This is a genomic window from Xanthomonas citri pv. citri, from assembly GCF_000961215.1.
GTDB classification, from domain to species: domain Bacteria; phylum Pseudomonadota; class Gammaproteobacteria; order Xanthomonadales; family Xanthomonadaceae; genus Xanthomonas; species Xanthomonas cissicola.
This window is the reverse complement of the sequence record NZ_CP008998.1, coordinates 2,354,382-2,376,720: the sequence shown is the minus strand read 5'-3', so window position 1 is coordinate 2,376,720 and position 22,339 is coordinate 2,354,382. Positions and strand designations below refer to the sequence as shown.

Genomic DNA, 22,339 nt, shown 5'->3' with positions numbered 1-22,339 from the left:
TACGGTCGCGGCCATTCAGCCCGCTCGGGCGATGGCCTTACGGAGCATCGCGCTTGAACGAGAATATCCTGTGGTTGCATGAGCTACGCCTGGCCGACCTGGCCCGCGTGGGCGGTAAAAATTCCTCGCTTGGCGAGATGATCGGCAACCTGGCTGGGTTGGGCGTCTCGGTTCCTGGTGGATATGCGACCACCGCGGAAGCTTTCAAGGACTTCATCGCGCACAACGATCTGTCCAAGCGCATCTTCGACAGGCTGGCAACGCTGGATGTCGAAGACGTCAATGCACTCACGCTGGCCGGCAAGGAAATCCGCGGCTGGGTGATCGATGCCCCACTGCAGCCGGACCTGGACCGCGACATCCGAAGCGCCTACGCCCAGTTGTGCGCCGAGAACGGCGGCGGCGACGTTGCCGTGGCCGTGCGCTCCTCGGCAACCGCCGAGGACCTTCCGGACGCCTCGTTCGCAGGCCAGCAGGAGACCTTCCTCAATGTGACCGGCGCCGACGATGTGGTGCACAAGGTCAAGGAAGTGTTCGCCAGCCTCTACAACGATCGTGCGATTGCCTATCGCGTGCATCACGGCTTCAAGCATGAAGACGTGTTCCTGTCGGCCGGCGTGCAGTTGATGGTGCGCTCGGGCGTAGGCGCGGCAGGCGTGTTGTTCACGCTGGACACCGAATCCGGTTTCCGCGACGTGGTGTTCGTCACATCGAGCTTCGGCCTGGGCGAAATGGTCGTGCAGGGCGCGGTCAACCCGGACGAGTTCTATGTCTACAAGCCCACGCTCACTGCAGGCAAGCCGGCGATCCTGCGCCGCTCGCTCGGCAGCAAGGCCATTCGCATGGTCTATTCGGATGTGCCCGGCGAACGGGTGCGCACCGAAGACACGCCGGTGGAACTGCGCAGCACCTTTTCGATCAGCGACGAAGACGTGCAGGAACTGTCCAAGCAGGCACTGGTGATCGAAAAGCATTACGGCCGCCCGATGGACATCGAGTGGGCCAAGGACGGGGTCAGCGGCAAGCTGTTCATCGTGCAGGCGCGTCCGGAGACGGTGAAGTCGCGCAGTCATGCGACCCAGATCGAACGGTTTGCGCTGGAAGCCAAGGGCGCCAAGATCCTGGCCGAAGGCCGCGCCGTCGGTGCCAAGATCGGTAGCGGCGTGGCACGCGTGGTGCGCTCGCTGGACGACATGAATCGCGTCCAGGCTGGCGATGTGTTGATCGCGGACATGACCGACCCCGATTGGGAGCCGGTGATGAAGCGCGCCTCTGCCATCGTCACCAACCGCGGCGGCCGCACCTGCCATGCAGCGATCATCGCGCGTGAGCTCGGCGTGCCGGCGGTGGTGGGCTCGGGCAATGCCACCGACGTGCTCAGCGACGGCCAGGAAGTGACGGTCAGTTGCGCCGAAGGCGACACCGGCTTCATCTACGATGGCCTGCTGCCGTTCGAGCGCACCACCACCGATCTGGGCAACATGCCGCCTGCCCCGCTCAAGATCATGATGAACGTGGCAAACCCGGAGCGGGCCTTCGACTTCGGCCAGTTGCCCAATGCCGGCATTGGTCTTGCGCGTCTTGAGATGATCATCGCCGCGCACATCGGCATCCACCCGAACGCGCTGCTGGAATACGACAAGCAGGACGCCGACGTCCGCAAGAAGATCGACGCCAAGATTGCCGGTTACGGCGATCCGGTGAGCTTCTACGTCAATCGCCTGGCCGAAGGTATCGCCACGCTGACCGCGTCGGTTGCGCCCAATACGGTGATCGTCCGTCTGTCGGACTTCAAGTCCAACGAATACGCCAACCTGATCGGCGGTTCGCGTTACGAGCCGCATGAAGAAAACCCGATGATCGGCTTCCGCGGCGCCAGCCGTTATGTCGATCCCTCCTTCACCAAGGCGTTCGCGCTGGAGTGCAAGGCGGTGCTGAAGGTGCGTAACGAGATGGGCCTGGACAACCTCTGGGTGATGATCCCGTTCGTGCGCACGCTGGAAGAAGGTCGCAAGGTGATCGAAGTGCTGGAGCAGAACGGGCTCAAGCAGGGAGAGAACGGGCTGAAGATCATCATGATGTGCGAGCTGCCGTCCAACGCGCTGCTGGCCGACGAGTTCTTGGAGATCTTCGACGGCTTCTCGATCGGCTCCAACGACCTGACCCAGCTCACCCTGGGCCTGGATCGCGATTCGTCGATCGTCGCGCACCTGTTCGACGAGCGGAACCCGGCGGTGAAGAAGCTGCTGTCGATGGCGATCAAGTCGGCGCGCGCCAAGGGCAAGTACGTGGGTATCTGCGGCCAGGGGCCGTCCGACCACCCGGAGCTGGCCGAGTGGCTGATGCAGGAAGGAATCGAATCGGTGTCGTTGAATCCCGATACCGTGGTCGACACCTGGCTGCGTCTGGCCAAGCTCAAGAGCGAGGGCTGATGGGACCGATGGGTGCAATGTGGGCGGCAGCTGCAGGAGCAGCTGCTGCAAAACCGGTTGCGGCAGCAGGAGCGGCAGCCGCGAAGCCGGCCGCGACCAGCGAGCCGGCCTTCAATTGGGCCGCCATCCCGTGGGCGCAGTACGCGGTCAATTGGGGGGTGGCACTGCTGATCGTCGTGGTCGGCATGTGGCTGGCCCGGCAACTCAGTCAGTGGTTGCACCGCGCGCTTACCCGCGCACGCGTCGAGATCACGCTCACCAACTTCCTGCGCAACGTGATGTACGCGTTGTTGCTGGTGTTGGTGTTCGTCAGCGCGTTGAGTCAGATCGGTGTGCCACCGACCTCACTGATCGCAGTGCTCGGCGCAGCAGGCCTGGCGGTCGGCCTTGCGCTGAAGGATTCGCTGTCCAACATCGCTGCTGGCGTGATGCTCATCGTGCTGCGGCCGATGCGCGATGGCGACCACGTATTGATTGCCGGCCAGGAAGGCATCGTCGACGAGATCCGGATCTTCCAGACCAGGATCCGTTCGTTCGACGAACGCATGATCACCCTGCCAAACAGCACGATTACCACTGCCCCCATCGTCAACTACAGCACTTTGCCCAACCGCCGCCTGGAAGTGACGGTCGGCGTGGGCTATGAAGACGATCTGAAGAAAGCGCAGCAGTTGTTGCTGCAGATCGCCAAGGACAACCCGAACATCCTGGAGTCGCCTGCACCATTCGTGCAGGTGACCAACCTGGGCGAGAGTACGGTCGACCTGATGTTGTTCGCGTATGCGACCAACGGCAACTTCGGCGCCGCCAAGAGCACCACGCTGGAGCAGATCCGCAACCAGTTGCTGGAAAACGGACTCAACATCCCCTACCCGCAGCGCGACCTGCACGTGTATCACCACGATGCCGATGGCAAGCCGATCTCCGGCCTGTTGCTGAAAGGCATCGCCGACGATGGCGACCTGAGCAAGGGGCCGTCGCTGGCGCGTTGATGCGGCGTCCCCAGCATTACCGCAGTAGAAAAAACAGAGGCCGCATCGATTGATGCGGCCTTTTTGTGAGTGTGGATAGCTCAGGCTCGTATGTGCGGGAATGCGCAGAGCGATGCTGAGAGTGCTTCAAGTGCGCCCACTGCACACTTCATCCGACGACACGATCCACCCTGCTGCTCGAACTTCAGTGCGCAACACATGCCTGCGGATTCTCAGTTCTCCACACCCGCTGCGGTATCGCCACCAAGCGCACCCATGAACTGACGATAGTGGCGCAACTCGTCGATCGAATCGCGCACATCGCTCAGGGCGGTATGGGCCGAACTCTTGGCGAACCCGTTGGCCACCGTCGGCGCCCACCGTCGCGCGAGTTCCTTGATGGTGGACACGTCCAGGTTGCGGTAATGGAAATAGCGCTCCAGGCGCGACATCTGGCGGTGCAGGAAGCGGCGATCCTGGCAGATCGAGTTGCCGCACATCGGCGAGGCGCCGGCACGGATCCACTCGCTCAGGAATGCAACCGTCTGCGCTTCGGCCTGCGCGTGGGTCACCTGACTGTCGATCACGCGCTGCCACAGACCCGAACGGCGATGTTGATTGCGGTTCCATTCGTCCATCGCTTCCAGGGTTTCCAGCGGATGCGCAATGGCCAGTTCCGGTCCCTCGGCAAGCACGTTCAACTGCGCATCGGTCACGATGGTGGCGATCTCGATGATGGAATCGCGATCGGTATCCAGGCCGGTCATTTCCAGATCGATCCAGATCAGTCGGTCGTTGCCTGCAAGGTTCTCTGCCATATCGCCGTCCTGTGGAGGCCGTCGCCGGCCGGATGCTGAAGAGGGCGCGCATCATACCGCGGCCACGTCGCTCAGGGCGCAAGTGGCGGCTTGCCGCGCTTGGCCCTGAAGTAGTTGGTCAGCCGCAAGCTCGCCTGGGCCGCCAGCACGCCACCGCACACCTGCACGCGATGATTGTGGCGCGGGTCGGCCAGCAGGTCGAAGACGCTGCCACAGGCGCCGGTCTTGGGATCGCTGGCGGCGAACACCACGCGCGCGATCCGCGCATGAATCATCGCCATCGCGCACATCGCGCACGGCTCCAGGGTGACGTAGAGCGTGCAGCCGATCAGGCGGTGATTGGCCAGCCGGCGCCCGGCTTCGCGCATCGCCACGATTTCGGCATGCGCGCTGGGATCGTGGCTGGCGATATTGAAGTTCCAGCCTTCGCCGAGCACGTTGCCTTGCGCATCGACCAGCACTGCGCCGACCGGGATTTCGTCATAGTCGCGCTCGGCACGCTCGGCCAATTGCAAGGCGTGCTGCATCCAGTGCACGTCGATCGCCGCGTGCGGCGTATCGGTCGGCGCATCGGTGGGCATGCTCACGTGGCCGAACCGCCCTGGCGGTCGAGGAACGCGGCGAACGCGGCAACCGTGGCTTCGCTGACATGGTGTTCGATGCCCTCCGCGTCGCGACGCGCGGTGGCTTCATCGATGCCCAGCGCAAGCAGGAAGCGCTCCACGATCTGGTGGCGCTGCCGGCTGGATGCGGCCAGCGCCTCACCGGCCGGGGTCAGGAACACCCCACGGTAGGGCCGCTGCACGACCCAACCATCGCGCACTAGCCGCTTGAGCATCTTGGCCACGGTGGGCTGCGCTACGCCCAGGCGCGCAGCGATATCGACCTGACGTGCCTCGCCGCCATCCACCAGCAGATCCGAGATCAGCTCTACGTAGTCTTCGACCAGCTCGGCGCGGCGCGCTTCGCGCACCTGACGGAAGCTCTCCATGTGCACCTGCGCATCGATCAGGACCGGCGCGGCCGCTTCCACCTTTTCGCTCTTGCCCACCCTCTTCCTCGTCATCGTCGCCGGCGTCGATGCCGGGACGCATAGTTTGAAGCACACAGCAGATCAATACGATTGAAATTGCCAATGCTCAACAGCATAGCAACTGCTATATCATGCGCTTAACCCGTTTCGACCCGAGTGCATGTCCGCCGACACCGCCGCCTCAGCGCCATCGTCAACCACCGCCATCGGCGGTCTGGGCGACCACCAAGCCAGCGTCTCTGTGCCCAACAGCGGCCATTGGTGGTCCCGCCTACTGGCCTTCCTGGGACCGGGCTACATGGTGTCGGTGGGCTATATGGACCCGGGCAACTGGGCCACCGATCTGGCCGGCGGCTCGCAGTTCGGCTACCTGCTGCTGTCGGTGATCCTGTTGTCGAACCTGATGGCGATCGTGCTGCAAGGCCTGTCGGCGCGGCTGGGTATCGCCACCGGGCTGGACCTGGCGCAGGCCTGTCGCGCGCGTTATCCGCGTGGCGTCAATCTGGCCTTGTGGGGCATTTGCGAGCTGGCCATCATCGCCTGCGACTTGGCAGAGGTCATCGGTACCGCGATTGCGTTGAAGCTGTTGTTCGGGATTCCGCTCACCATGGGCGCGATCATCACCGCGGTGGATGTGGTGCTGGTGTTGTTGCTGATGAACCGCGGTTTCCGCGCGCTGGAAGCCTTCGTGATCGCGCTGCTGCTGATCATCTTCGCGTGTTTCGGGATCCAGATCGCGTTGGCCGCGCCACCGATCGCGGCGGTACTGGGCGGTTTCATCCCGCGTGCGCAGGTGGTCACCGACCCGCAGGCGCTGTATCTGGCGATCGGCATCATCGGTGCGACGGTGATGCCGCATAACCTGTATCTGCACTCGTCGATCGTGCAGACGCGCGCGTATCCACGGACCGATGTCGGCCGGAAATCCGCGCTGCGTTGGGCGGTCACCGACAGCACGGTGGCGTTGATGTTCGCGCTGTTCATCAATGCCTCGATCCTGATCCTGGCCGCGGCGGTGTTCCATGCGCAGGGCCGCACCGACGTGCAGGAGATCGAACAGGCGCATGCGTTGCTGGCGCCGATGCTGGGCGTCGGCCTGGCCTCGACGCTGTTTGCGGTGGCGCTGCTCGCCTCGGGCATCAACTCCACCGTGACCGCAACGCTGGCCGGGCAGATCGTGATGGAAGGCTTCCTGCAATTACGCCTGCCGCCATGGATACGGCGCTTGCTCACCCGCGGCATCGCGATCGTGCCGGTGGTCATCGTGACCTGGCTGTATGGCGAAGCCGGTACCGCGCGGTTGTTGGTACTCAGCCAGGTGGTGTTGTCGATGCAGCTGCCGTTTGCGGTGATTCCGCTGGTGCGCTTCGTGTCCGATCGGCAGTTGATGGGCGCGCTGGTAGCGCCAGCATGGCTGGTACGCATCGCGTGGGTGATCGCTGCGGTGATCGTATGCCTCAATCTGAAGCTGCTGTGGGATACCGCGCTGCATTGAGATGCGGCATCGGCGCGGGTATTGCGCCAGCGTTCGATCAATTGTTTCGTATCGCCCGGACAAGTGGAAGACGATGTCGCGCTTTCTTCCCTTCAACGCGCACGATCGCTATTGGTGATGCTTGAGAGATTACAAAACGTGTCCTGCAAGGATGGGTGAGCAAGGTCTCTTCAGCGAACTCGACTGAGTTCAGGGCGCGGTGCCATCGCCGCTCGCGGGACACGCCGCAGGTACGTCCGTGTAGGCGCGATGGCGGCGTCCATGCCGCCAACGGTCCTGCAAGCAGCGCGCACGCCGAACCAGACAAGTGTCGGTGACCTTATTGAAGAGCGAAGTACCGCGCCGGACTTGCTTGAGGCAGCTGCAAGCGCTGTGCGCATGTTTACGCTTCTTCCATTACGGCCGCGCATCGCGCGAATCGATTACATTCTGCGCTAGTGGGTGCACTGCGCACGCGCGTGCAATCTGCCTTGTGCCTCACGCGCTCTACTTGGCGCATGCACCGGTCTGTCCGTTGTCTGCAGTGGCCTTGCGCTGCTTGGGCATGCCTGACATGACGCGCCAACGCGCGCATGCGACCGCCGGGCTGCATGCCCTCGCCCGCAGGAGTTCTTATGGATCCGTTCGAGGCGCATCCGGCCGATGCCGGGCGCCGCCACTTTCTCATTTCCGGCACGGCAGCCGTGGCAGCGTTATCGCTGCCACATCTCGCCAGCGCTGCCGCGGCCACGCGCATGCCATCCACCTCGCCGCCCCACTCGTCCACTCACGGAGTCAAGCAGATGTCCAATTTCGTCAAACGTCCCGACGGCGCCAATATTTTCTACAAGGACTGGGGCAAGGGCCAACCGGTCGTGTTTTCGCACGGCTGGCCGCTCAGCGCCGATGCCTGGGATGCGCAGATGTTGTTCATGGGCCAGCACGGCTATCGCGTGATTGCGCATGACCGCCGCAGCCACGGCCGTTCATCGCAGACCTGGGACGGCAACGATATGGATACCTACGCCGACGATCTGGCTGCGGTGATCGAGGCGCTGGACCTGAAAGACGCAATCCTGGTGGGCCATTCCACCGGCGGTGGCGAAGTGGCGCATTACGTCAGCCGGCATGGCAGCAAGCGCGTGGCCAAGGTGGTGCTTGTGGGCGCCGTGCCGCCGCAGATGGTCAAGAGCCCGACCAACCCGGGCGGCCTGCCGATGAGCGTGTTCGACGGCATTCGCGACGGTGTGGCCAAGGATCGGTCGCAGTTTTACCAGGACCTGACCACGCCGTTCTTCGGCGCCAACCGCGATGGCAACAAGGTTACCCAGGGCATGCGCGATGCGTTCTGGCTGCAAGGCATGTTGGGTGGGCACAAGGGCCAGTACGACTGCATCAGGGAATTTTCCGAAGTCGATTACACGCCCGACCTGAAGAAGATCGATGTGCCGGCGCTGGTGGTACACGGCGACGACGATCAGATCGTGCCGATCGATGCGTCCGGCAAGATGTCGGCCAAGATCATCAAGAATGCAGAATTGAAGATCTATGCCGGCGCGCCGCACGGCCTGACCGTCACCCATGCGGACCAGTTCAACAAGGATCTGTTGGCGTTCGCAAAAGCCTGATCGAGGTTGAATGGATCAGCGAGATGCCGGCTCGAGAGAGCCGGCCTTTTTTGATCTGGCGTTAGGGATCGTACAAGAACAGCTCACGCACTCAGACAGCTTGTTGTCTGGCCGTATCGACGGTGCGCTCATATCTGCACCTTGCAGTTGATAGATCCGGGTTCGACGCGCTTGGACGCGACTGCGCACGGCTCGCGAGCAACGCTCGGCGCGCCGTGCGCTGCTGCCGGCGCGTGCATTCGCCACACCGATCGCCGGAGCGCGGAGCGACGCCTCAAGTCATCACTCCCGCGGCAATCGCTTGCGCGTGCTGTCGCGCACATCCACGTCGAAGGTGACCTGCAAGGTCATCGCCTCGGCATGCCCAGCGCCCGCATCGAATCTGAACTGAAGCCCGTCGCGGCGCGGTAACTGGCGTGCGTGTTCCTCCAGCGCATCGCGCGGGATCGCCAGCTGCCAATGATCGGTCGCGCAATTGCACGCGGCGTGACCGCCGGTGAGGCTCACGCTGTGTCTGACCAATCGTGCGCCCTGCCCGCTCGGCAACCGGCTGAGATTGTCGACGCTGCGCCCGGCCAGCAGGTTGGCCAGCTCGTCTTCGTCGATACGAAAGCGCAGATGTTGGCCTTCAATCTGGATTTTCATGGATCAGCCGGCTCCATTGCTCGGGCGTATTGCAATTGACGAACGCGGCGCGTTCGCTGGCAGTGACAGTCACGCGATGGCACTGCAGTGAATGCTGCAAGGCGCGCAGCGAGCGTGACGATGCAGCGCCCGCCATCAACACCGCCAACGCCTCGCGCACGCCGGCATCCAGGCGCAGGCACATCGGCAGCATCTGGTCCTCGAAGGCCACACAGCGGTGCTGCGACGGCGCCAGCAGCTTGCCCAGCAACGCGGCCGACAACAGCGGCATATCCACCGGCACCACCACCAGCGTGGTCGCGTCGTTCGCGCCCGCGATCACGCTCGCCAGCCCGCCGAGTGGACCCAGATCGGGCTGGAGGTCGGCAATGCCGGCGTACTCAGGCCGGTTGCCGCTGACCACCACGTGCTGCGCACCGGCCCGGCGTAGCAACGCCTGCATCTGTTCCAGCAACGGGCGCCCATGCCAGGGCAGCAACGCCTTGTCCTGCCCCATGCGCGACGAACGTCCACCGGCCAGCACTACGCCCGTCCACGGCCGCAGCAGCGTCATGCAACAGCCCCAGGATGGATGGCACGCACAGGCAGGTTCATGGCGCGATGGCCGGCGCGGCCGGTTGCAGATGGCCCAAGCCGAAGACCTCGGCATGCGTGCTCGCTGCGGCGCCTTCGTCCTGCGGCTCCAGCACGGCCCAGACGTTGGCCTGCAGCAACGGCGCCACACGAAAGGATTCCTGCTGCGGCAGGATCTGCACCGACAACTCGCCGGCCACGCTGCACAGCAGCCGTGCCCGCAGATGCTGCCGCCAGAGCGGCCGGGCCTGCATCGGCGCCTCCAACGCGACGCGCAAGCCACGCTCGACCGGCATGCCCAACAAACCGCGCAATGCCGGCTCGACAAAAAAGCGCAGCCCGGCCGCACTGGCCATCGGGTTGCCGGGCAAGCCCGCGTACAGCGCGCCATCGCCGAAGCGTGCAAACAGTACCGGTTTGCCCGGTCGCACCGCGACCTTATGAAACAGCACTTCCGCAGCGTGGCGTGCCAACGCATCCGGGATGAAATCGTAACGACCGCGCGAAACGGCGCCGGTGCTCAGGATGAGATCGGCACCGGCATGGCGGGCCTGGGCCAGTGCCGCATCGAAGGCAGCATCGTCGTCGCCCACCTGCCCACGCCACACGACATCGGCGCCGGCGGCACGCAACCGAGCCAGCAGATAACTGCTGGTGCCGTCGCGGATCTGGCCCGGCTGCAGAGGTTGTGCGGGGTCGCCGATCAGCTCGCGTCCCGTGGCAATCAAGGCCACGCGCGGTCGCCGCAGCACCTGCACCTGCGCGCAGCCCAGGCCGGCGAGCAGCATCAGATGCGCACCGCGCAGTACGGTGCCGGCATCGATCACGCGATCGTGCAAGCGCACGTCTTCGCCGCGACGACGGATGTGCTGGCCCGCACGCACCGGCCGATGCAGGCGGATGCGGCTGGGGCGCTCGCCGTCGTGTTCGAGGATCTGCACTTGCTCGATCGGCACCACCGCATCGGCACCCGGGGGCACGCCGGCACCGGTCATGATTTCCCAGGCCGCGCCGATCGCGGCCGCACCGGCATCCTGCCCTGCCGCAACGGTGCCGCTCACCACGTGCTCGCTGTCTGCCAACGCACCCATGCCCGCGGTCGCCAGTGCAAACCCATCCATTGCGCTGTTGTCGAAGGGCGGCAACTCTGCCTGGCTCGACAAGGCGTCGGCGAGCACGCGGCCCTCGGCATCGTCGCTTGCCACCCACTCGCTGGACAGGGTTGCGACGTGCGCGTGGACCAGCGCGAGTGCTTCGGCATAGCTGATCATGTGCAGGACAGTGCCGACCAATGGATGACCCGGCTAGGATACCGGCCCCTGGCGCAGCAGGTACAGGCGTGGCTAATGCGGCGCCGTCGTGTATCTAGCGATCGTGGTGTGCATCACGGGGCACCACGCTTGAAGCTGCTCGAACGGTACGCAGACAGTGTGCGCTGCAAGGTTGCAGGCCGTCACTGATCAACCGCACATATGCAAGTCGTCGACGTCCTGGGCTGGCTCGCCAGCATCATCCTGATCGCCACCTTGATCCGGCAGATCTACAAACAATGGCGCTCCGATGCCGCGCAGGGCGTCTCGCGCTGGTTGTTCCTCGGCCAGATCAGCGCCTCGGTGTTGTTCATCCTCTACAGCTATCTGGTTGGCAACGCGGTGTTTATCGTCAGCAACGTGCTGATCCTGCTGACGGCCCTGACCGGCTACGCATTGCAGCGGGTCAAGCGCCGCAAGCTCGAACGCGCAGCGTAGATAGGCTGCGTCGACTCCGGCCGGCCGGTGAGCTAGTCAGCTGTTCTTTTTCGCCGACTTGCGTGGTGTCGCCGATCCGGCTGTGGCCCTCTTTGCGACGATCTTCTTCACCGCTTTTTTTGCAGTGACACTGGACGTCTTCTTGGCCGCCGCCTTGGGCACGGCCGCCTTTTTCGCTGCGCCCGGCTTGCGCACCTTCGCCATAGGCGTGGTATCCGGCGCCGCTTCAGCGGGCGCATCCGGCACGCGCACGCTGATCCAGGTCGGTGCATGATCGCTGGCCTTCTCCAGCGCACGTACCCACTTGTCGACGCCGGCATCTTGCAAGCCGGGCGCCAGCGTGCGATTGAGCAGCAGATGATCGATGCGCAACCCACGGTCGCGCGCAAAGTGCTGACGGAAGTAATCCCAGAATGTATAGATCGGCGTCTGGCCGTGGATTGCCAGCAAGCTATCGGTCCACCCCTGCGCTAGCAGGGTCTGGTAGGCCGCACGGCTTTCCGGCTGCAGCAGGGCATCCTTGCGCCAGCCCTTGGGGTCGTAGATATCCGCATCGGTCGGCACCACATTGAAGTCGCCGATCAGCGCCACGGGATGCGGCAGGTCCACCAGCGTTTTCGCGTGCCGGATCAGGCGCTCGAACCATGCAAGCTTGTAGTCGAACTTCGGCCCGGGCTGCGGGTTGCCGTTGGGCAAATACAGGCAGGCCACCACCACGCCATGAATCGCCGCCTCCAGATAGCGGCTTTGCGTGTCGCGCGGATCCCAGGGCAACCCGCGGCGAATCTCCACTGGCTCGATACCCCGCGCAAGCAGTGCCACGCCATTCCAGGACTTTTCGCCCTGCCAGATCACACCGTACCCGGCATCGCGAATCGCCTGCTCAGGAAACGCAACCTGTGTCGACTTTAATTCCTGCAGGCCCACGATGTCCGGCTGATCGCGTTGCAACCATTCCAGCAGGTGCGGCAGACGGCTGGCGATACCATTGACGTTGAACGTCGCGATCTTACGTGAGGTGCCTGACATGGGCATGCAAGGGGCCGCTTCCGTGGTGCAACAGCATGACCGCCGCCTGATGAAGCCGATGCTCAAGCGAGGTGAAGCTGCACTGCGTGACACGGCCCGCGCTCACGCCTGGCAGACCGCCCGCGATCTTAGCTTGAAGCACACTCATTGATGGGAAGCGCCATGCGACATTCCGCACTGTTGATCTGCGTTGCGCTCTGCGCCAGTTGCTCGCGCAGCCCGCCGTCGGTCACCCCGCCGGGCGCACCGGAAAGTGCCAAGACCAATGTGCTGGAAGCCGGCGCGAAAGTGCTGCAACCCAGCGGCCCGGTCGGCAAGCTGGACATCTACCTGGTTGGCTTTCATCCGATGAAGGACGCACCAGATGAGCAAATGCAGGCCCATCACTATTGCCAGCAGGTCAACGAAGATCTTGCGCAATGCGCGCTCTACGACGGCAACACCGACCGCGCCAACCTCACCGGTATCGAATACATCATCTCGGAGACGTCATTTGCGCAGTTGCCGGAACACGAGCGCAGCTTCTGGCATCCGCATAACGGGGAAATCCTTTCTGGCCAGCTTTCCGCCCCCAACCTGCCGCAGTTCGCCGAGAAGGAATTGATGCGCAGCAAGATCAATAGCTACGGCAAGACCTGGCACACCTGGCATTCGCGCAAGGGCACCACGCCCGGCGACACCTTGCCGCTGGGCGAGCCGATGCTGGCGTGGTCGTTCAATCGCGATGGGGAACTGCAGCAGCCGTTGGTTGCACAACGCGACCGGGCCGTCTCGGTGTCCACCGCAGAACGCCGCGCCAACCGTCAAGATCTTGTGCCGCTGGCAAAGCCACAAGAGGGCGTGGATGCATTGCATGCACATTTTCCAGATGCCCAACCCATTCCTGGCGTCACGGACGCAAGGGGCAACCACCCTTGAGCCCAGAAGAGGCCCTGCTGCACACGTGCAGCAGGCTCAGACGTGGTGCACGTGCTTGGCAATGCATTCAAGTCATGAAGAACTCGCGATGCAGCTGGCAGCATGCGCGCACCATGCGCTTGTTACGCACGCAGATGGCAAGCGATTCCCTGCCGCGCTCGCAGGGCAACTCGGTGCTGCCAAGGCCTCTGGCGCTAGGGAACAAACCCCGCGCGCACGCACCCATCGTGCTTGTGCTTGAACATGTCGTAGCCCCGCACGGCGTCTTCCAACGGCATCTTATGGGTCAGCAGAAAGCCGGATTTCAATCGTCCAGCCTGCGCCAGGTCCAGCAACTTGGGCACGTATCGCTGCCCATGCTGCTGCGCGGTCCGTACCGTCAGGCCCTTGTTCATCACCGCACCCAGCGGAAACTTGTCCATCACCCCGTACACGCCCAGAACCGACAGGATGCCGCCTTTGCGGCAGGCGAGGATGGCCTCGCGCAGCGCCTGGCCGCGATCGGTGTGCAAGTGCAAGGCCTGCTTGACCCGATCGTAGGTGTGGCCGATGCCGGTGCCATGCGCCTCCATGCCGACCGCATCGATACACGCATCCGGACCACGCCCTCCGGTCATTTCGCGCAGGACATCCACCACGCTGTCGACCGCCGAATAGTCGATCACTTCCACACCTAACACATCGCGCGCCATCGCCAGACGCTCAGGTAACCGGTCGATGCCGATCACCCGCTCTGCGCCCAGGATGCGTGCGCTTTGCTGCGCCATCAGCCCCACCCCACCACAACCCCAGACCGCCACCGTGTCGCCGGACTGGATATCGCAGAAGTCTGCGCCCATGAAACCGGTCGGCCCCGCATCCGACAGAAATAGCGCGTCCTCATCGGACACACCATCAGGCACCTCGAAACACCCGACATCCGCGTGCGGCACGCGGATGTAGGTGGCGTGCGACCCTGCGTAGCCGCCAAAGGCGTGCGTATAGCCGTAAATGCCGGCAGTTGGATGCCCAAGCAGCGGCTCCTGCATCTCCCAGTTAGGGTTGGTGTTGTCGCACAGCGAAAATTCCTTGCGCTCGCAATGCCAGCAACCGCCACAGGAGATAAACGACGGTACCACCACGCGCTGACCCACACGCACGTTCTTCACCGCGGTGCCTATCTCCACGACCGTACCCATGAATTCGTGGCCGATGACATCGCCCTCGCGCATGGTTGGCAGGTAGCCGTCGATGAAATGCAGATCAGAACCACAGGTGGTGGTAAGCCCGACTTTCAGGATCACATCGCGTGGGTTGACCAGCGCCGGGTCGGGCACGGTTTCCACGCGCAAATCGTTAACGCCATTCCAGCAAAGTGCTCGCATGGAAAAGCCCTCCTTAAGAATGCGCGTGCGTCGACGCACGCGCCGCTGGGGTATGCAACAAGGTCGGCACCTCGCCGGCTTCCAGCCATGCGCGCAGTCGCCGTAGTCCCTTGCCGGCCAGCACGTACGGCGCGGGATTCACCAGCTTGGTCAACACCTGCGCCAGCACGCCTTCAACCGCGTAGTGCAGACTTAGCGTCGCTTCGCTGGCTTTGCGCCCACGTGCAGGGTGCACCTGCAATACGATGGTGAGTTGCAGCCCATGCTCGCCCTCGGCGTCGTAACGCACCGACTCGCCCAGCCGCGCATCGGCGCGGCGCAGGGTCACCTCCACATCCTGATGCAGTGGTGCATGCAGCTTCCAGCGTGACGCCTGGCCGTCGCCGGAGACCAGCTCGGCGGCGCCTTCCAGCACGCGTTGCTGCACATTTGCATCACACCAGGCATCCAGTATCTGGTGAGGTTCGGCACGAATGGTCATGCTGCGCACGATGTGCGTGCCTTCATCGTCGGTGCGTACCGGATTGATCGATAAAGCAGCCATGGCTCAAAGGGCTCCTACGTTCTTGCCGGTGGCCTGTAGCGCCTTGGCAGTGCTCAGGTGATCGGCGACGTGATGGCGCGTGGTCTGCAGGTGTTCGAGCACCGGCGGAGTCTTCGCCTGCGGGATCAGCTTCTTGTCGAGCGCCGTCAATGCATCGCTGTGGTCTTTCACCATCGCGGTGATATAGGCGGTTTCGAACGCATGACCGTCCAGCTTCTGCAGCTTGGCCAATTCCGCCTTGCCCTTTGTCATTTGCAGCTTTGCCCCCGTGGCGGACGTGTCCGGTTGCCACTTGGCGATCTTCTGGTTGTTGTCGGTATGCTCCTTGACCATGCGCGTGGCGTAGTCGCGCGCGCCGCCCTGCACCTGCTTCTGCAATGCCAGATTTGCCGCGTTGACTTCGCTGGTGTTGATGGCACTCAAGATGCCGAGCGCCTCGCGCTCGCCAGGTGTCGCTGCACCTGCGGTTTGCTGCCCAGCGGCCATTGCAGACTGTGTCGCGTTCTGCGCCTGCGCAGATACGCCAACGCCAACGCACAAGGCCAGGACAAGAATGATCGGGCGGCGCGTGCTCATGGAAGTCTCCAGCTGGATGATGTGGCTCGATGCTGGGCTTCGCTGCGTGATTCGATCGTCGCGCCAGCGTCGAGACCTGGCGAAGGACGCCTGCTGCAGCGCAACGCATCGTCACATTGTGCGAAGGTCGTGCAGCTGACGTTTTTTCTCCAGCCTTGAATTCGCGGACTAACACGCCACCGCGCGGCAACGCGGGAAACGCGTCATCGGGTAACGAAGATCCTGTTCCGGAAGGACGTAATCGCTTGCATGCGCACCACGAGCCGGCCTGCCCCGCATCACCTGCACAGCCACCTCAAGTGAACCTCGCGCTGCAGCGCTGCAACGTCGACTTCACGGCATTCGCTCGACCTACCGCATCCCGTCAGCAGTTCCGCGTCACGCCCCAGGATCGGCCGGTCCCAGCTGGTTGGCGGCCAATATCTCGTCGATACGTTTGACGATCTGCGCGGCCTGCTCCTGCGACTGCGCCGCGCCGGTGATTTTCTCGGAACGGGCTCGGAACACATCCCAGAAGTCGTCCGGGTGCTGACTGCGCATGTCCGGCAATCCTTCGGCAAGCTGTTTCAGTTGTGCATCGATGTCAGGTGTCATCACGGTCTCCTCTGCTGGGCTCACGCTACCGTTGCGCCGGTGAGCCTGATGCCAACGTCTCGCGCAGACCGCGTTATCCGCATCACAAACGGAAGCGAAAACCCAGCGTGTAAGTGCGTTCGGGCGATGCGATCTCGCGCGGGAAGTCGCCATGCCGCTGACCGAAATAATTGTTGGTCGTGGTGCCGAGCAGATTGGTGGCCTCGGCGAACAAGGTCACATGCTTGTTGAGCTCGTAATTGAAGGCCGCATCCAGCCACTTCTCCCGCCCCTGACTGATCTGCTCGGGCTGATCGCCTGAGCTGTTGAAACTCACCACATAGTCGCCGCGCCAGTTGTAGGCGACCCGCGCCGAGAACCGCGCGTATTCGTACATCAGGATCGCGTTGTAGGAATTTTTGGACACGTTGGTCAACGGCTGGCCGATACCCTCGGGCGAATCGGCCTCGGCCGAGAGATACGTGTAGTTGAGCTGACTGCCGAAGCCGGACCACCAACCCGGCAGAAAGTCGTAGAACTGCGTATACCCCACCTCCACGCCCTTCAAGCTGCCCTCGCCGGTATTGCGCGGTCGGCTGATCGAATAGACGATGCCATCGATGGATTCATCGGCTGCGTAATTCTGGATATAGCCATCGATCTTGCGATGAAAGCCGGCAACCGACAGCAAGGAGCCGGGGCGGAAATACCATTCCAGCGACACATCGGCATTGCGCGATTCCACCGGACGCAGCTGCGGGTTCCCGCCATTGCCGCGTGCCGGCAACGATTCGGTGGACTGGTACAAGGCCAGCTGCGGATTGAGATCGGCAAATTCCGGTCGCGTGATCGTCGTGCTGCCGGCGAGCCGCAGCATCAGGTTTTCATGCAAGCTGAGGTTGGCGCTGTAGTTGGGTAACACCTTGTCGATACGCCGATCGATGCTGACCGGGCTCAGCACGCCATCCAGCGACTGGCTGCCCTGCAATTGCGAATCCAATCGCGTCGCGCGCGCGCCGACACGTCCATCCACAGGGATGGACCCAAGCGAGAAACCGTAATTCACCTGCGCGTAGATCGCATAGCTGTCTTCGCGATCGTCGAAGAACAAGTCAGGGTTTTCATCGGGCGGGCCCGGCGGCTGCCCCATCGAGGTACGCACCTGGATGCTTTGCTGCAGCAGAAAATCCTGGTTGGCCGATGCCCAGCGATCGCTGGTGAATGCACGCGCACCGTCGAGCATGTTGCCGGGCGTTACCGATGCCAGGCCGGGCACGTCGCTCAAGTAGATCGGTGCGCCGCTCGGATTGTCGCGCGCGCCGGTATCCCCGGAATGATTGGTCGCCGTCCGCCTGCTTGCGCGCGCACCCACGTCCACTGATCGCAACGGCCCCAGCTCCAGATCGAAGGTGGCATCGGCCCGCCACGCCCACTCCTCGCCTTTCTGGGCGTTCCAGCTGTCGTAGTACTGACTCAGTTCCCAATTGCCTGGCGCGGTGATGTCGTACGCGCTGCCATCGGCCTGGGTAATCCAGACATCTGCAGCGCCTCCCGCCGAACGCATGTTCAATCGCGGCGCCTGCGTGTTCATGTCCAGCGTGAACGAGCGGTTCTCGGCGGTGGTATAGGTATAGGCGAGCTCGCTGCTCGCACGCATGCGCTCGCCACTCCAACGCCCGACCAGCGCAGCTTGGTAGGTGTCCGATGCGTTCTTGTGCGCCTGCGTGCTGGAGAGCGTGCGCATGTCGCGCGCCACCAGGCCGGCCAGCACATCACTGCCCGGCCGCAGACCGACCGATTCGGTGTTCTCTGGCGTCGCCAGCCCCGGGAATGGCAACCAGTAATTCACTTGGGGCCGGTTGTCGTAACCGATGTACAGCGTGTCGAAATACACCTCGCTGTTCTCGCTCGGCGCCCATTGAAACGAAAAATTCGCCGACTTGCGCTTGCGATCCCCACGCGCCATCAATCCCCCTGCGCTGTAAGGCTCGTAAATCTGCTGGGCCGGATCGAGCGGGTTCGGCTTCGCATCGTAAGTGCCATACAACGTGTTGGATTCCTGATACGGGCGGCGTTGATAGGACACGCTCCCCATCCAGCCCATGCGGCCCATCGCGGTGTCGCGGCGTTGGCTGATGGTGAGGCTGCCATTGGGAACGGTCTTGCCGGACTGATCGCCCCGCAACGCGCTTACGCTGCCGGCAATCGTGCTGTCCTGATCGAAATCGAACGGTCGCCGCAGATGCACATCGACCACCCCGGCGATGCCACCTTCCTGAAATTGCGCGCCGGTGGTCTTGTACACCTCCACGCTGCGCAGCAATTCGGCCGGAACATCGGCCAGCTCCATGTCGCGCCCCACCGTTGTGAAGACGTTGCGCCCATCCAGGGTCGTGATGACGTTCGGCAAGCCGCGCACCAGCACCTGCCCCACTTCGCCGCCAGCGCGCGCCACCTGCACGCCGGTCACGCGTTGCAAGGCCGCAGCCACGCTGTTGTCGGGCAGCTTGCCGATGTCTTCGGCCACGATGGAATCGCTGATTTCCGCATTCGATTGTTTGATCGCAATGGCGCTTTCCACGCTGCTGCGCACGCCTTTGACCTGCACCGTCTCCAACGTGGACGTGGCCGGCGCCGCGCCATCGGCGTTGGACGCGGCCTGTTGCGCCGCCGCGTTGCAACTCAGGGCCAGTCCGATGCACAAACCCAGCGGTCGATACGTGTTGGCACGTCGCGCAACGTACGCGTGCTGGGATGGAATAAGCATCATGGCCTCCTGAGGCAGGCACTGCGACGACGCGGCTGGGCGCGCTGCGCAAGACAGGCAAACCGGGCCGGACGAGCCGCGAGGTGTTGAACAAGGCCGAATTACAGCGGTGCCGCTCGCAGTGCAGCGTGATCGCATCCGCCATCGCGCCGCGATCATGACGCGCCTTTCATCGGCAGCGAGGTGCGTGCGTGTCGTGGGCAAGATTGCACATCGCAGCTGCTGCGTTTGCGCGACAATGGCCGCATGAGCAGCCACGACATCTCTCCCGCCGACGCCCGTGCTCGCGCCCTGCAGGGCGCCTTGCTGGTCGACATCCGGCAACTGCATGAGCGCGCCAGCGGCCAGGCCGAAGGCGCGTTGGCGATCGCACAGAACTCCCTGGAAACGGAGCCTGCAGTCCATCTGCCCGAGCAAACCCGCGCAATCGTATTGATCTGCCAGAGCGGCAAACGCTCGGCGCATACGGCCGCCATCTTGCGCACGCACGGCTATGCGCACGTGGCATCGGTGGCCGGCGGCACCAGCGCATGGGCCAGCGCCGGCCTGCCCCTGGTACGCCCGACATTGCCGGCGGACGAGCAGGATTTTCTTGAGCGTTATTCACGCCATCTGCGTCTGTCGCAGGTCGGCCTGGAAGGTCAGCGGCGCCTGGCACGTGCACGGGTGTTGCTGATCGGCGCAGGCGGACTAGGCTCGCCTGCAGCGTTCTACCTCGCCGCAGCCGGTGTGGGGTATCTACGCATAGCCGACGACGACGTGGTGGACCGCAGCAACCTGCAACGCCAGATTCTGCACACCGAAGACAGCGTCGGCACTGCAAAGGTCGACTCCGCCGCACGGCGCATCGCCGCGCTCAACCCGCGCGTGGACATCGAGGCGGTGCAAACGCGCGTGGCGGCCGACAATGTCGAAGCGCTGCTGCAGGACGTGGATGTGGTGGTCGATGGCGCAGATAATTTTCCCGCGCGGTATTTGCTCAACGATGCCTGCGTCAAGTTCGCTAAACCGCTGGTCTACGGCGCCGTGCAGCAGTTCGAAGGACAGGTCAGCGTATTCGATGCCGGCCGCCACCGTGGTCATGCGCCTTGCTACCGCTGCCTGTTTCCCGAACCGCCGCCGCCGGAATTCGCGCCCAGTTGTGCCGAAGCTGGAGTGCTCGGCGTACTGCCCGGGGTGATCGGACTCCTGCAGGCGACCGAAGCGATCAAGTTGCTGCTCGGCATCGGCGACGGCCTCACTGGCCGCCTGCTCAGTTTCGATGCGTTGGCGATGCGCTTCCGCGACATCCGCTTGCCGCCGGACCCGCACTGCCCGGTCTGTGCGCCTGGCGCTGTGTTTACCGGTTATGCGGATTACGCGGCGTTCTGCGGTAGTGCGGTCGGTTGAGTTCAGCTCACAGCGGTGGCGTGGTGTCGGTCGGTTGGCCGATTGCCTTGCCACCGAAGCAACGAGGTGTATCGCTGCGTTGAGTATTTGGCGAGGTGGGCGTGGACGGCTGTCTTTCGCCGTCCCCTCACCCGACCCTTCTCCTGCCGAGAGCGGCTATCGAGCGATTCGCTCTCAATGTCGAGGCGTTCGCTTTTTCGAAGCGTTCGCTTTTACGCCGTGACCAAAACGCTTACGCAACTATCCTGCACGTTGACGCGTCGCGCCCGCACGTCGCATGCCCTGCGCATTGCGTAAACACTCCAACCAGGCGCGCGTCATCCTGCCGGGCACTATCGATCAAGCAAGCGCTCACAACGCGTACGGAATCACCCGCACGATTTCGCCGGCCTCGAAGCGCCGCGCCTGCTCGGGCAGCACGATCAATGCATTGCTGTCGGCCGCGCCACGCAGTAGATGTGAGGCGTCGCCGCGGTGCGGCAGTGCGGTCAGCCGCCCATCTTCGCCGCATTCCAATCGCCCACGCAGGAATTCCAGCCGCTCATGGCGCTTTTCCCATGGGCTTGCCAAGGCCGCATGCCAGACCGGGTGCGGCTCGCTGCGTCCCTGCAATCCATCCAGCAACGGCACGCCGTAGGCAATCAGCGTTGCCAGCACCGAGACCGGGTTGCCCGGCAGGCCCAAGACCAGGCAGCGACCAATCTGCCCCAACACCGCCGGCATTCCCGGGCGCATTCGCACACGCCAGAAATGGATGCGCCCCAATTCGCCGATCAGACGCGGCAGATAATCCTTTTCGCCAGCAGAAACGCCGCCGCAGGTGATCACCACATCGAACGCCGCGGCCGCATCTTCCAGCATGGTGCCGATACGTTGCGGGTCGTCCGGCAATGTCGGCCAGGCGGTCGGCGCGTAACCCAATGCACGCAGTTGCGCCATCAGCATGTCGCGGTTGCTGTTGTAGATCTGTCCCGGGCCGAGCGGCATGCCTGGTTCGATCAGCTCATCGCCCGTGGCCAGCACCGCAATGGTCGGGCGCGGCGCGACCGCAAGCCGCGACACCCCCAGCGCAGCAGCCAGACCGATGCGTGCAGGCGTCAGCACCTGCCCGGCCTGGATCACCAGATCGCCGGCGCGTACGTCGCTGCCGGCCAGGCGCACAGCTGCGCCCGGTGCAGGCGCGGTCTGAAACCGCACCATGCCGTCGCGTTCGTCGGCATCTTCCTTGGGAATCACGGTATCGGCGCCATCGGGCAGTGGCGCGCCGGTAGTGATACGCAGGCATTGCCCGGCAGCCAGTGTGCCAGCCCAGCGCTCGCCGGCAAACTGTTCGCCAACCAGCTGCAACGACGCGTCGCCGGCCGCAATATCGGCGTGCCGCAGCGCAAAGCCATCCATCGCGCTGTTGGCGAATGGCGGCAGCGCCAGCGGTGCGATCAGGTCGCCTGCAGAGATCCGCCCATCGGCACGCGAGATGGCGATGTTTTCATCGGGCGAACGGTTGCTGGTCGCCACACTGTGCAGAATCTGCAGCGCCTGCGCGTACGGAATGCGGGAAGGATAATCGGTCATGCCGCGCAGGATACCAGCGCATCGCCAACGCGAAGGATGGCGGCATCACTCGGCCGCCGAAGCAGGAGATGGGCCTTAATGACGCGCTGCGCTACGAGCGACTTTCGCTTGCACCTGCACGCGCGCCGCCACCCGTGCCCACAAACGACCGCGTGCATGCGGCAGGACTGCATACGGCCTCGATCGGACGCTCAGGAAGATGCACGGAACGTGCAAATCCCGGGCTCTAAGAACGACTTACCGCGCACAGGCCACAGAGCCACACGCCTCCCGCACCGCCTGGAC

Annotated in this window: 20 protein-coding genes; 7 read left to right on the top strand and 13 right to left on the bottom strand. The window is 63.8% G+C overall.

Annotated elements, in window-relative coordinates; genetic code table 11:
- Positions 1-53 precede the first annotated feature (53 nt).
- A complete protein-coding gene (gene ppsA / locus AMD14_RS10825) occupies positions 54-2,432 on the top strand; it encodes a phosphoenolpyruvate synthase (RefSeq protein WP_015463160.1) in 2,379 nt (792 codons plus the stop codon).
- Positions 2,432-3,424, top strand: coding sequence for a mechanosensitive ion channel family protein (locus AMD14_RS10820; RefSeq protein ID WP_005915721.1), 993 nt, complete (start codon positions 2,432-2,434; stop codon positions 3,422-3,424). The genes ppsA and AMD14_RS10820 overlap by 1 nt, the downstream gene beginning before the upstream one ends.
- A 212-nt stretch (positions 3,425-3,636) precedes the next feature.
- Here AMD14_RS10820 and orn read toward each other — a convergent pair whose 3' ends face one another.
- The 3 genes from orn to mntR all read right to left on the bottom strand — a co-directional run bounded on the left by orn (position 3,637) and on the right by mntR (position 5,272).
- Entirely contained in the window at positions 3,637-4,221 is a 585-nt protein-coding gene (gene orn / locus AMD14_RS10815) for an oligoribonuclease (RefSeq protein ID WP_003482835.1), read from the bottom strand.
- A 71-nt stretch (positions 4,222-4,292) separates the two neighbouring features.
- Entirely contained in the window at positions 4,293-4,808 is a 516-nt protein-coding gene (tadA, locus tag AMD14_RS10810; protein WP_015463158.1) for a tRNA adenosine(34) deaminase TadA, read from the bottom strand.
- Positions 4,805-5,272 carry a manganese-binding transcriptional regulator MntR gene (gene mntR / locus AMD14_RS10805; RefSeq protein WP_003482839.1) on the bottom strand — a complete coding sequence of 156 codons (468 nt, stop codon included), beginning with the start codon at positions 5,270-5,272 and terminating at the stop codon, positions 4,805-4,807. Before mntR ends, tadA begins: the two co-directional genes overlap by 4 nt.
- A gap of 142 nt (positions 5,273-5,414) precedes the next feature.
- Between mntR and AMD14_RS10800 the strand changes: the two genes are divergently transcribed.
- Positions 5,415-6,749 (top strand): Nramp family divalent metal transporter, encoded by a 1,335-nt coding sequence (locus AMD14_RS10800; protein WP_011051299.1) that lies wholly within the window; start codon positions 5,415-5,417, stop codon positions 6,747-6,749.
- 782 nt (positions 6,750-7,531) lie between these two features.
- Positions 7,532-8,356: an alpha/beta fold hydrolase gene (locus AMD14_RS10795; protein ID WP_011051298.1), complete on the top strand. Its 825-nt coding sequence runs from the start codon at positions 7,532-7,534 to the stop codon at positions 8,354-8,356.
- Positions 8,357-8,638: 282 nt separating this feature from the next.
- On the opposite strand, the gene AMD14_RS10790 is transcribed toward AMD14_RS10795, so the two are convergent.
- From AMD14_RS10790 to AMD14_RS10780, 3 genes are read right to left on the bottom strand one after another with little or no spacing between them, the layout of a single operon-like run.
- Positions 8,639-9,001, bottom strand: coding sequence for a hypothetical protein (locus AMD14_RS10790; protein WP_011051297.1), 363 nt, complete (start codon positions 8,999-9,001; stop codon positions 8,639-8,641).
- Positions 8,985-9,554: a molybdenum cofactor guanylyltransferase gene (mobA, locus tag AMD14_RS10785; RefSeq protein ID WP_011051296.1), complete on the bottom strand. Its 570-nt coding sequence runs from the start codon at positions 9,552-9,554 to the stop codon at positions 8,985-8,987. Before mobA ends, AMD14_RS10790 begins: the two co-directional genes overlap by 17 nt.
- A 37-nt stretch (positions 9,555-9,591) precedes the next feature.
- Complete coding sequence (locus AMD14_RS10780; RefSeq protein ID WP_015472027.1) at positions 9,592-10,866, bottom strand: molybdopterin molybdotransferase MoeA; 1,275 nt, start codon at positions 10,864-10,866, stop codon at positions 9,592-9,594.
- A 180-nt stretch (positions 10,867-11,046) separates the two neighbouring features.
- Here AMD14_RS10780 and AMD14_RS10775 point away from each other — a divergent pair, with 180 nt between their 5' ends.
- Positions 11,047-11,322: a PQ-loop repeat-containing protein gene (locus tag AMD14_RS10775; protein ID WP_011051294.1), complete on the top strand. Its 276-nt coding sequence runs from the start codon at positions 11,047-11,049 to the stop codon at positions 11,320-11,322.
- A 36-nt stretch (positions 11,323-11,358) separates the two neighbouring features.
- On the opposite strand, the gene xth is transcribed toward AMD14_RS10775, so the two are convergent.
- Positions 11,359-12,351 (bottom strand): exodeoxyribonuclease III, encoded by a 993-nt coding sequence (gene xth, locus AMD14_RS10770; protein WP_011051293.1) that lies wholly within the window; start codon positions 12,349-12,351, stop codon positions 11,359-11,361.
- Positions 12,352-12,498: 147 nt separating this feature from the next.
- On the opposite strand from xth, the gene AMD14_RS10765 reads away from it, so the two are divergent.
- Complete coding sequence (locus AMD14_RS10765; RefSeq protein ID WP_033480545.1) at positions 12,499-13,269, top strand: OBAP family protein; 771 nt, start codon at positions 12,499-12,501, stop codon at positions 13,267-13,269.
- Positions 13,270-13,463: 194 nt separating this feature from the next.
- Here AMD14_RS10765 and AMD14_RS10760 read toward each other — a convergent pair whose 3' ends face one another.
- The 5 genes from AMD14_RS10760 to AMD14_RS10740 all read right to left on the bottom strand — a co-directional run bounded on the left by AMD14_RS10760 (position 13,464) and on the right by AMD14_RS10740 (position 19,093).
- On the bottom strand, positions 13,464-14,633 hold the full coding sequence (locus tag AMD14_RS10760; RefSeq protein WP_011051291.1) for a zinc-dependent alcohol dehydrogenase: 1,170 nt from the start codon (positions 14,631-14,633) through the stop codon (positions 13,464-13,466).
- Positions 14,634-14,646: 13 nt separating this feature from the next.
- On the bottom strand, positions 14,647-15,177 hold the full coding sequence (locus AMD14_RS10755) for an SRPBCC family protein (protein ID WP_011051290.1): 531 nt from the start codon (positions 15,175-15,177) through the stop codon (positions 14,647-14,649).
- 3 nt (positions 15,178-15,180) lie between these two features.
- The gene (locus tag AMD14_RS10750; protein ID WP_011051289.1) at positions 15,181-15,753 is read right to left on the bottom strand and encodes a DUF4142 domain-containing protein; all 573 of its coding nucleotides are present in this window, start codon (positions 15,751-15,753) and stop codon (positions 15,181-15,183) included.
- A 378-nt stretch (positions 15,754-16,131) separates the two neighbouring features.
- Complete coding sequence (locus AMD14_RS10745; RefSeq protein ID WP_003482865.1) at positions 16,132-16,347, bottom strand: hypothetical protein; 216 nt, start codon at positions 16,345-16,347, stop codon at positions 16,132-16,134.
- An 82-nt stretch (positions 16,348-16,429) separates the two neighbouring features.
- Complete coding sequence (locus AMD14_RS10740) at positions 16,430-19,093, bottom strand: TonB-dependent receptor (protein WP_015472029.1); 2,664 nt, start codon at positions 19,091-19,093, stop codon at positions 16,430-16,432.
- 183 nt (positions 19,094-19,276) lie between these two features.
- Here AMD14_RS10740 and moeB point away from each other — a divergent pair, with 183 nt between their 5' ends.
- Positions 19,277-20,482: a molybdopterin-synthase adenylyltransferase MoeB gene (moeB, locus tag AMD14_RS10735; RefSeq protein ID WP_171843839.1), complete on the top strand. Its 1,206-nt coding sequence runs from the start codon at positions 19,277-19,279 to the stop codon at positions 20,480-20,482.
- 351 nt (positions 20,483-20,833) lie between these two features.
- On the opposite strand, the gene AMD14_RS10730 is transcribed toward moeB, so the two are convergent.
- Positions 20,834-22,054 carry a molybdopterin molybdotransferase MoeA gene (locus AMD14_RS10730; protein ID WP_011051285.1) on the bottom strand — a complete coding sequence of 407 codons (1,221 nt, stop codon included), beginning with the start codon at positions 22,052-22,054 and terminating at the stop codon, positions 20,834-20,836.
- Positions 22,055-22,339 lie beyond the last annotated feature (285 nt).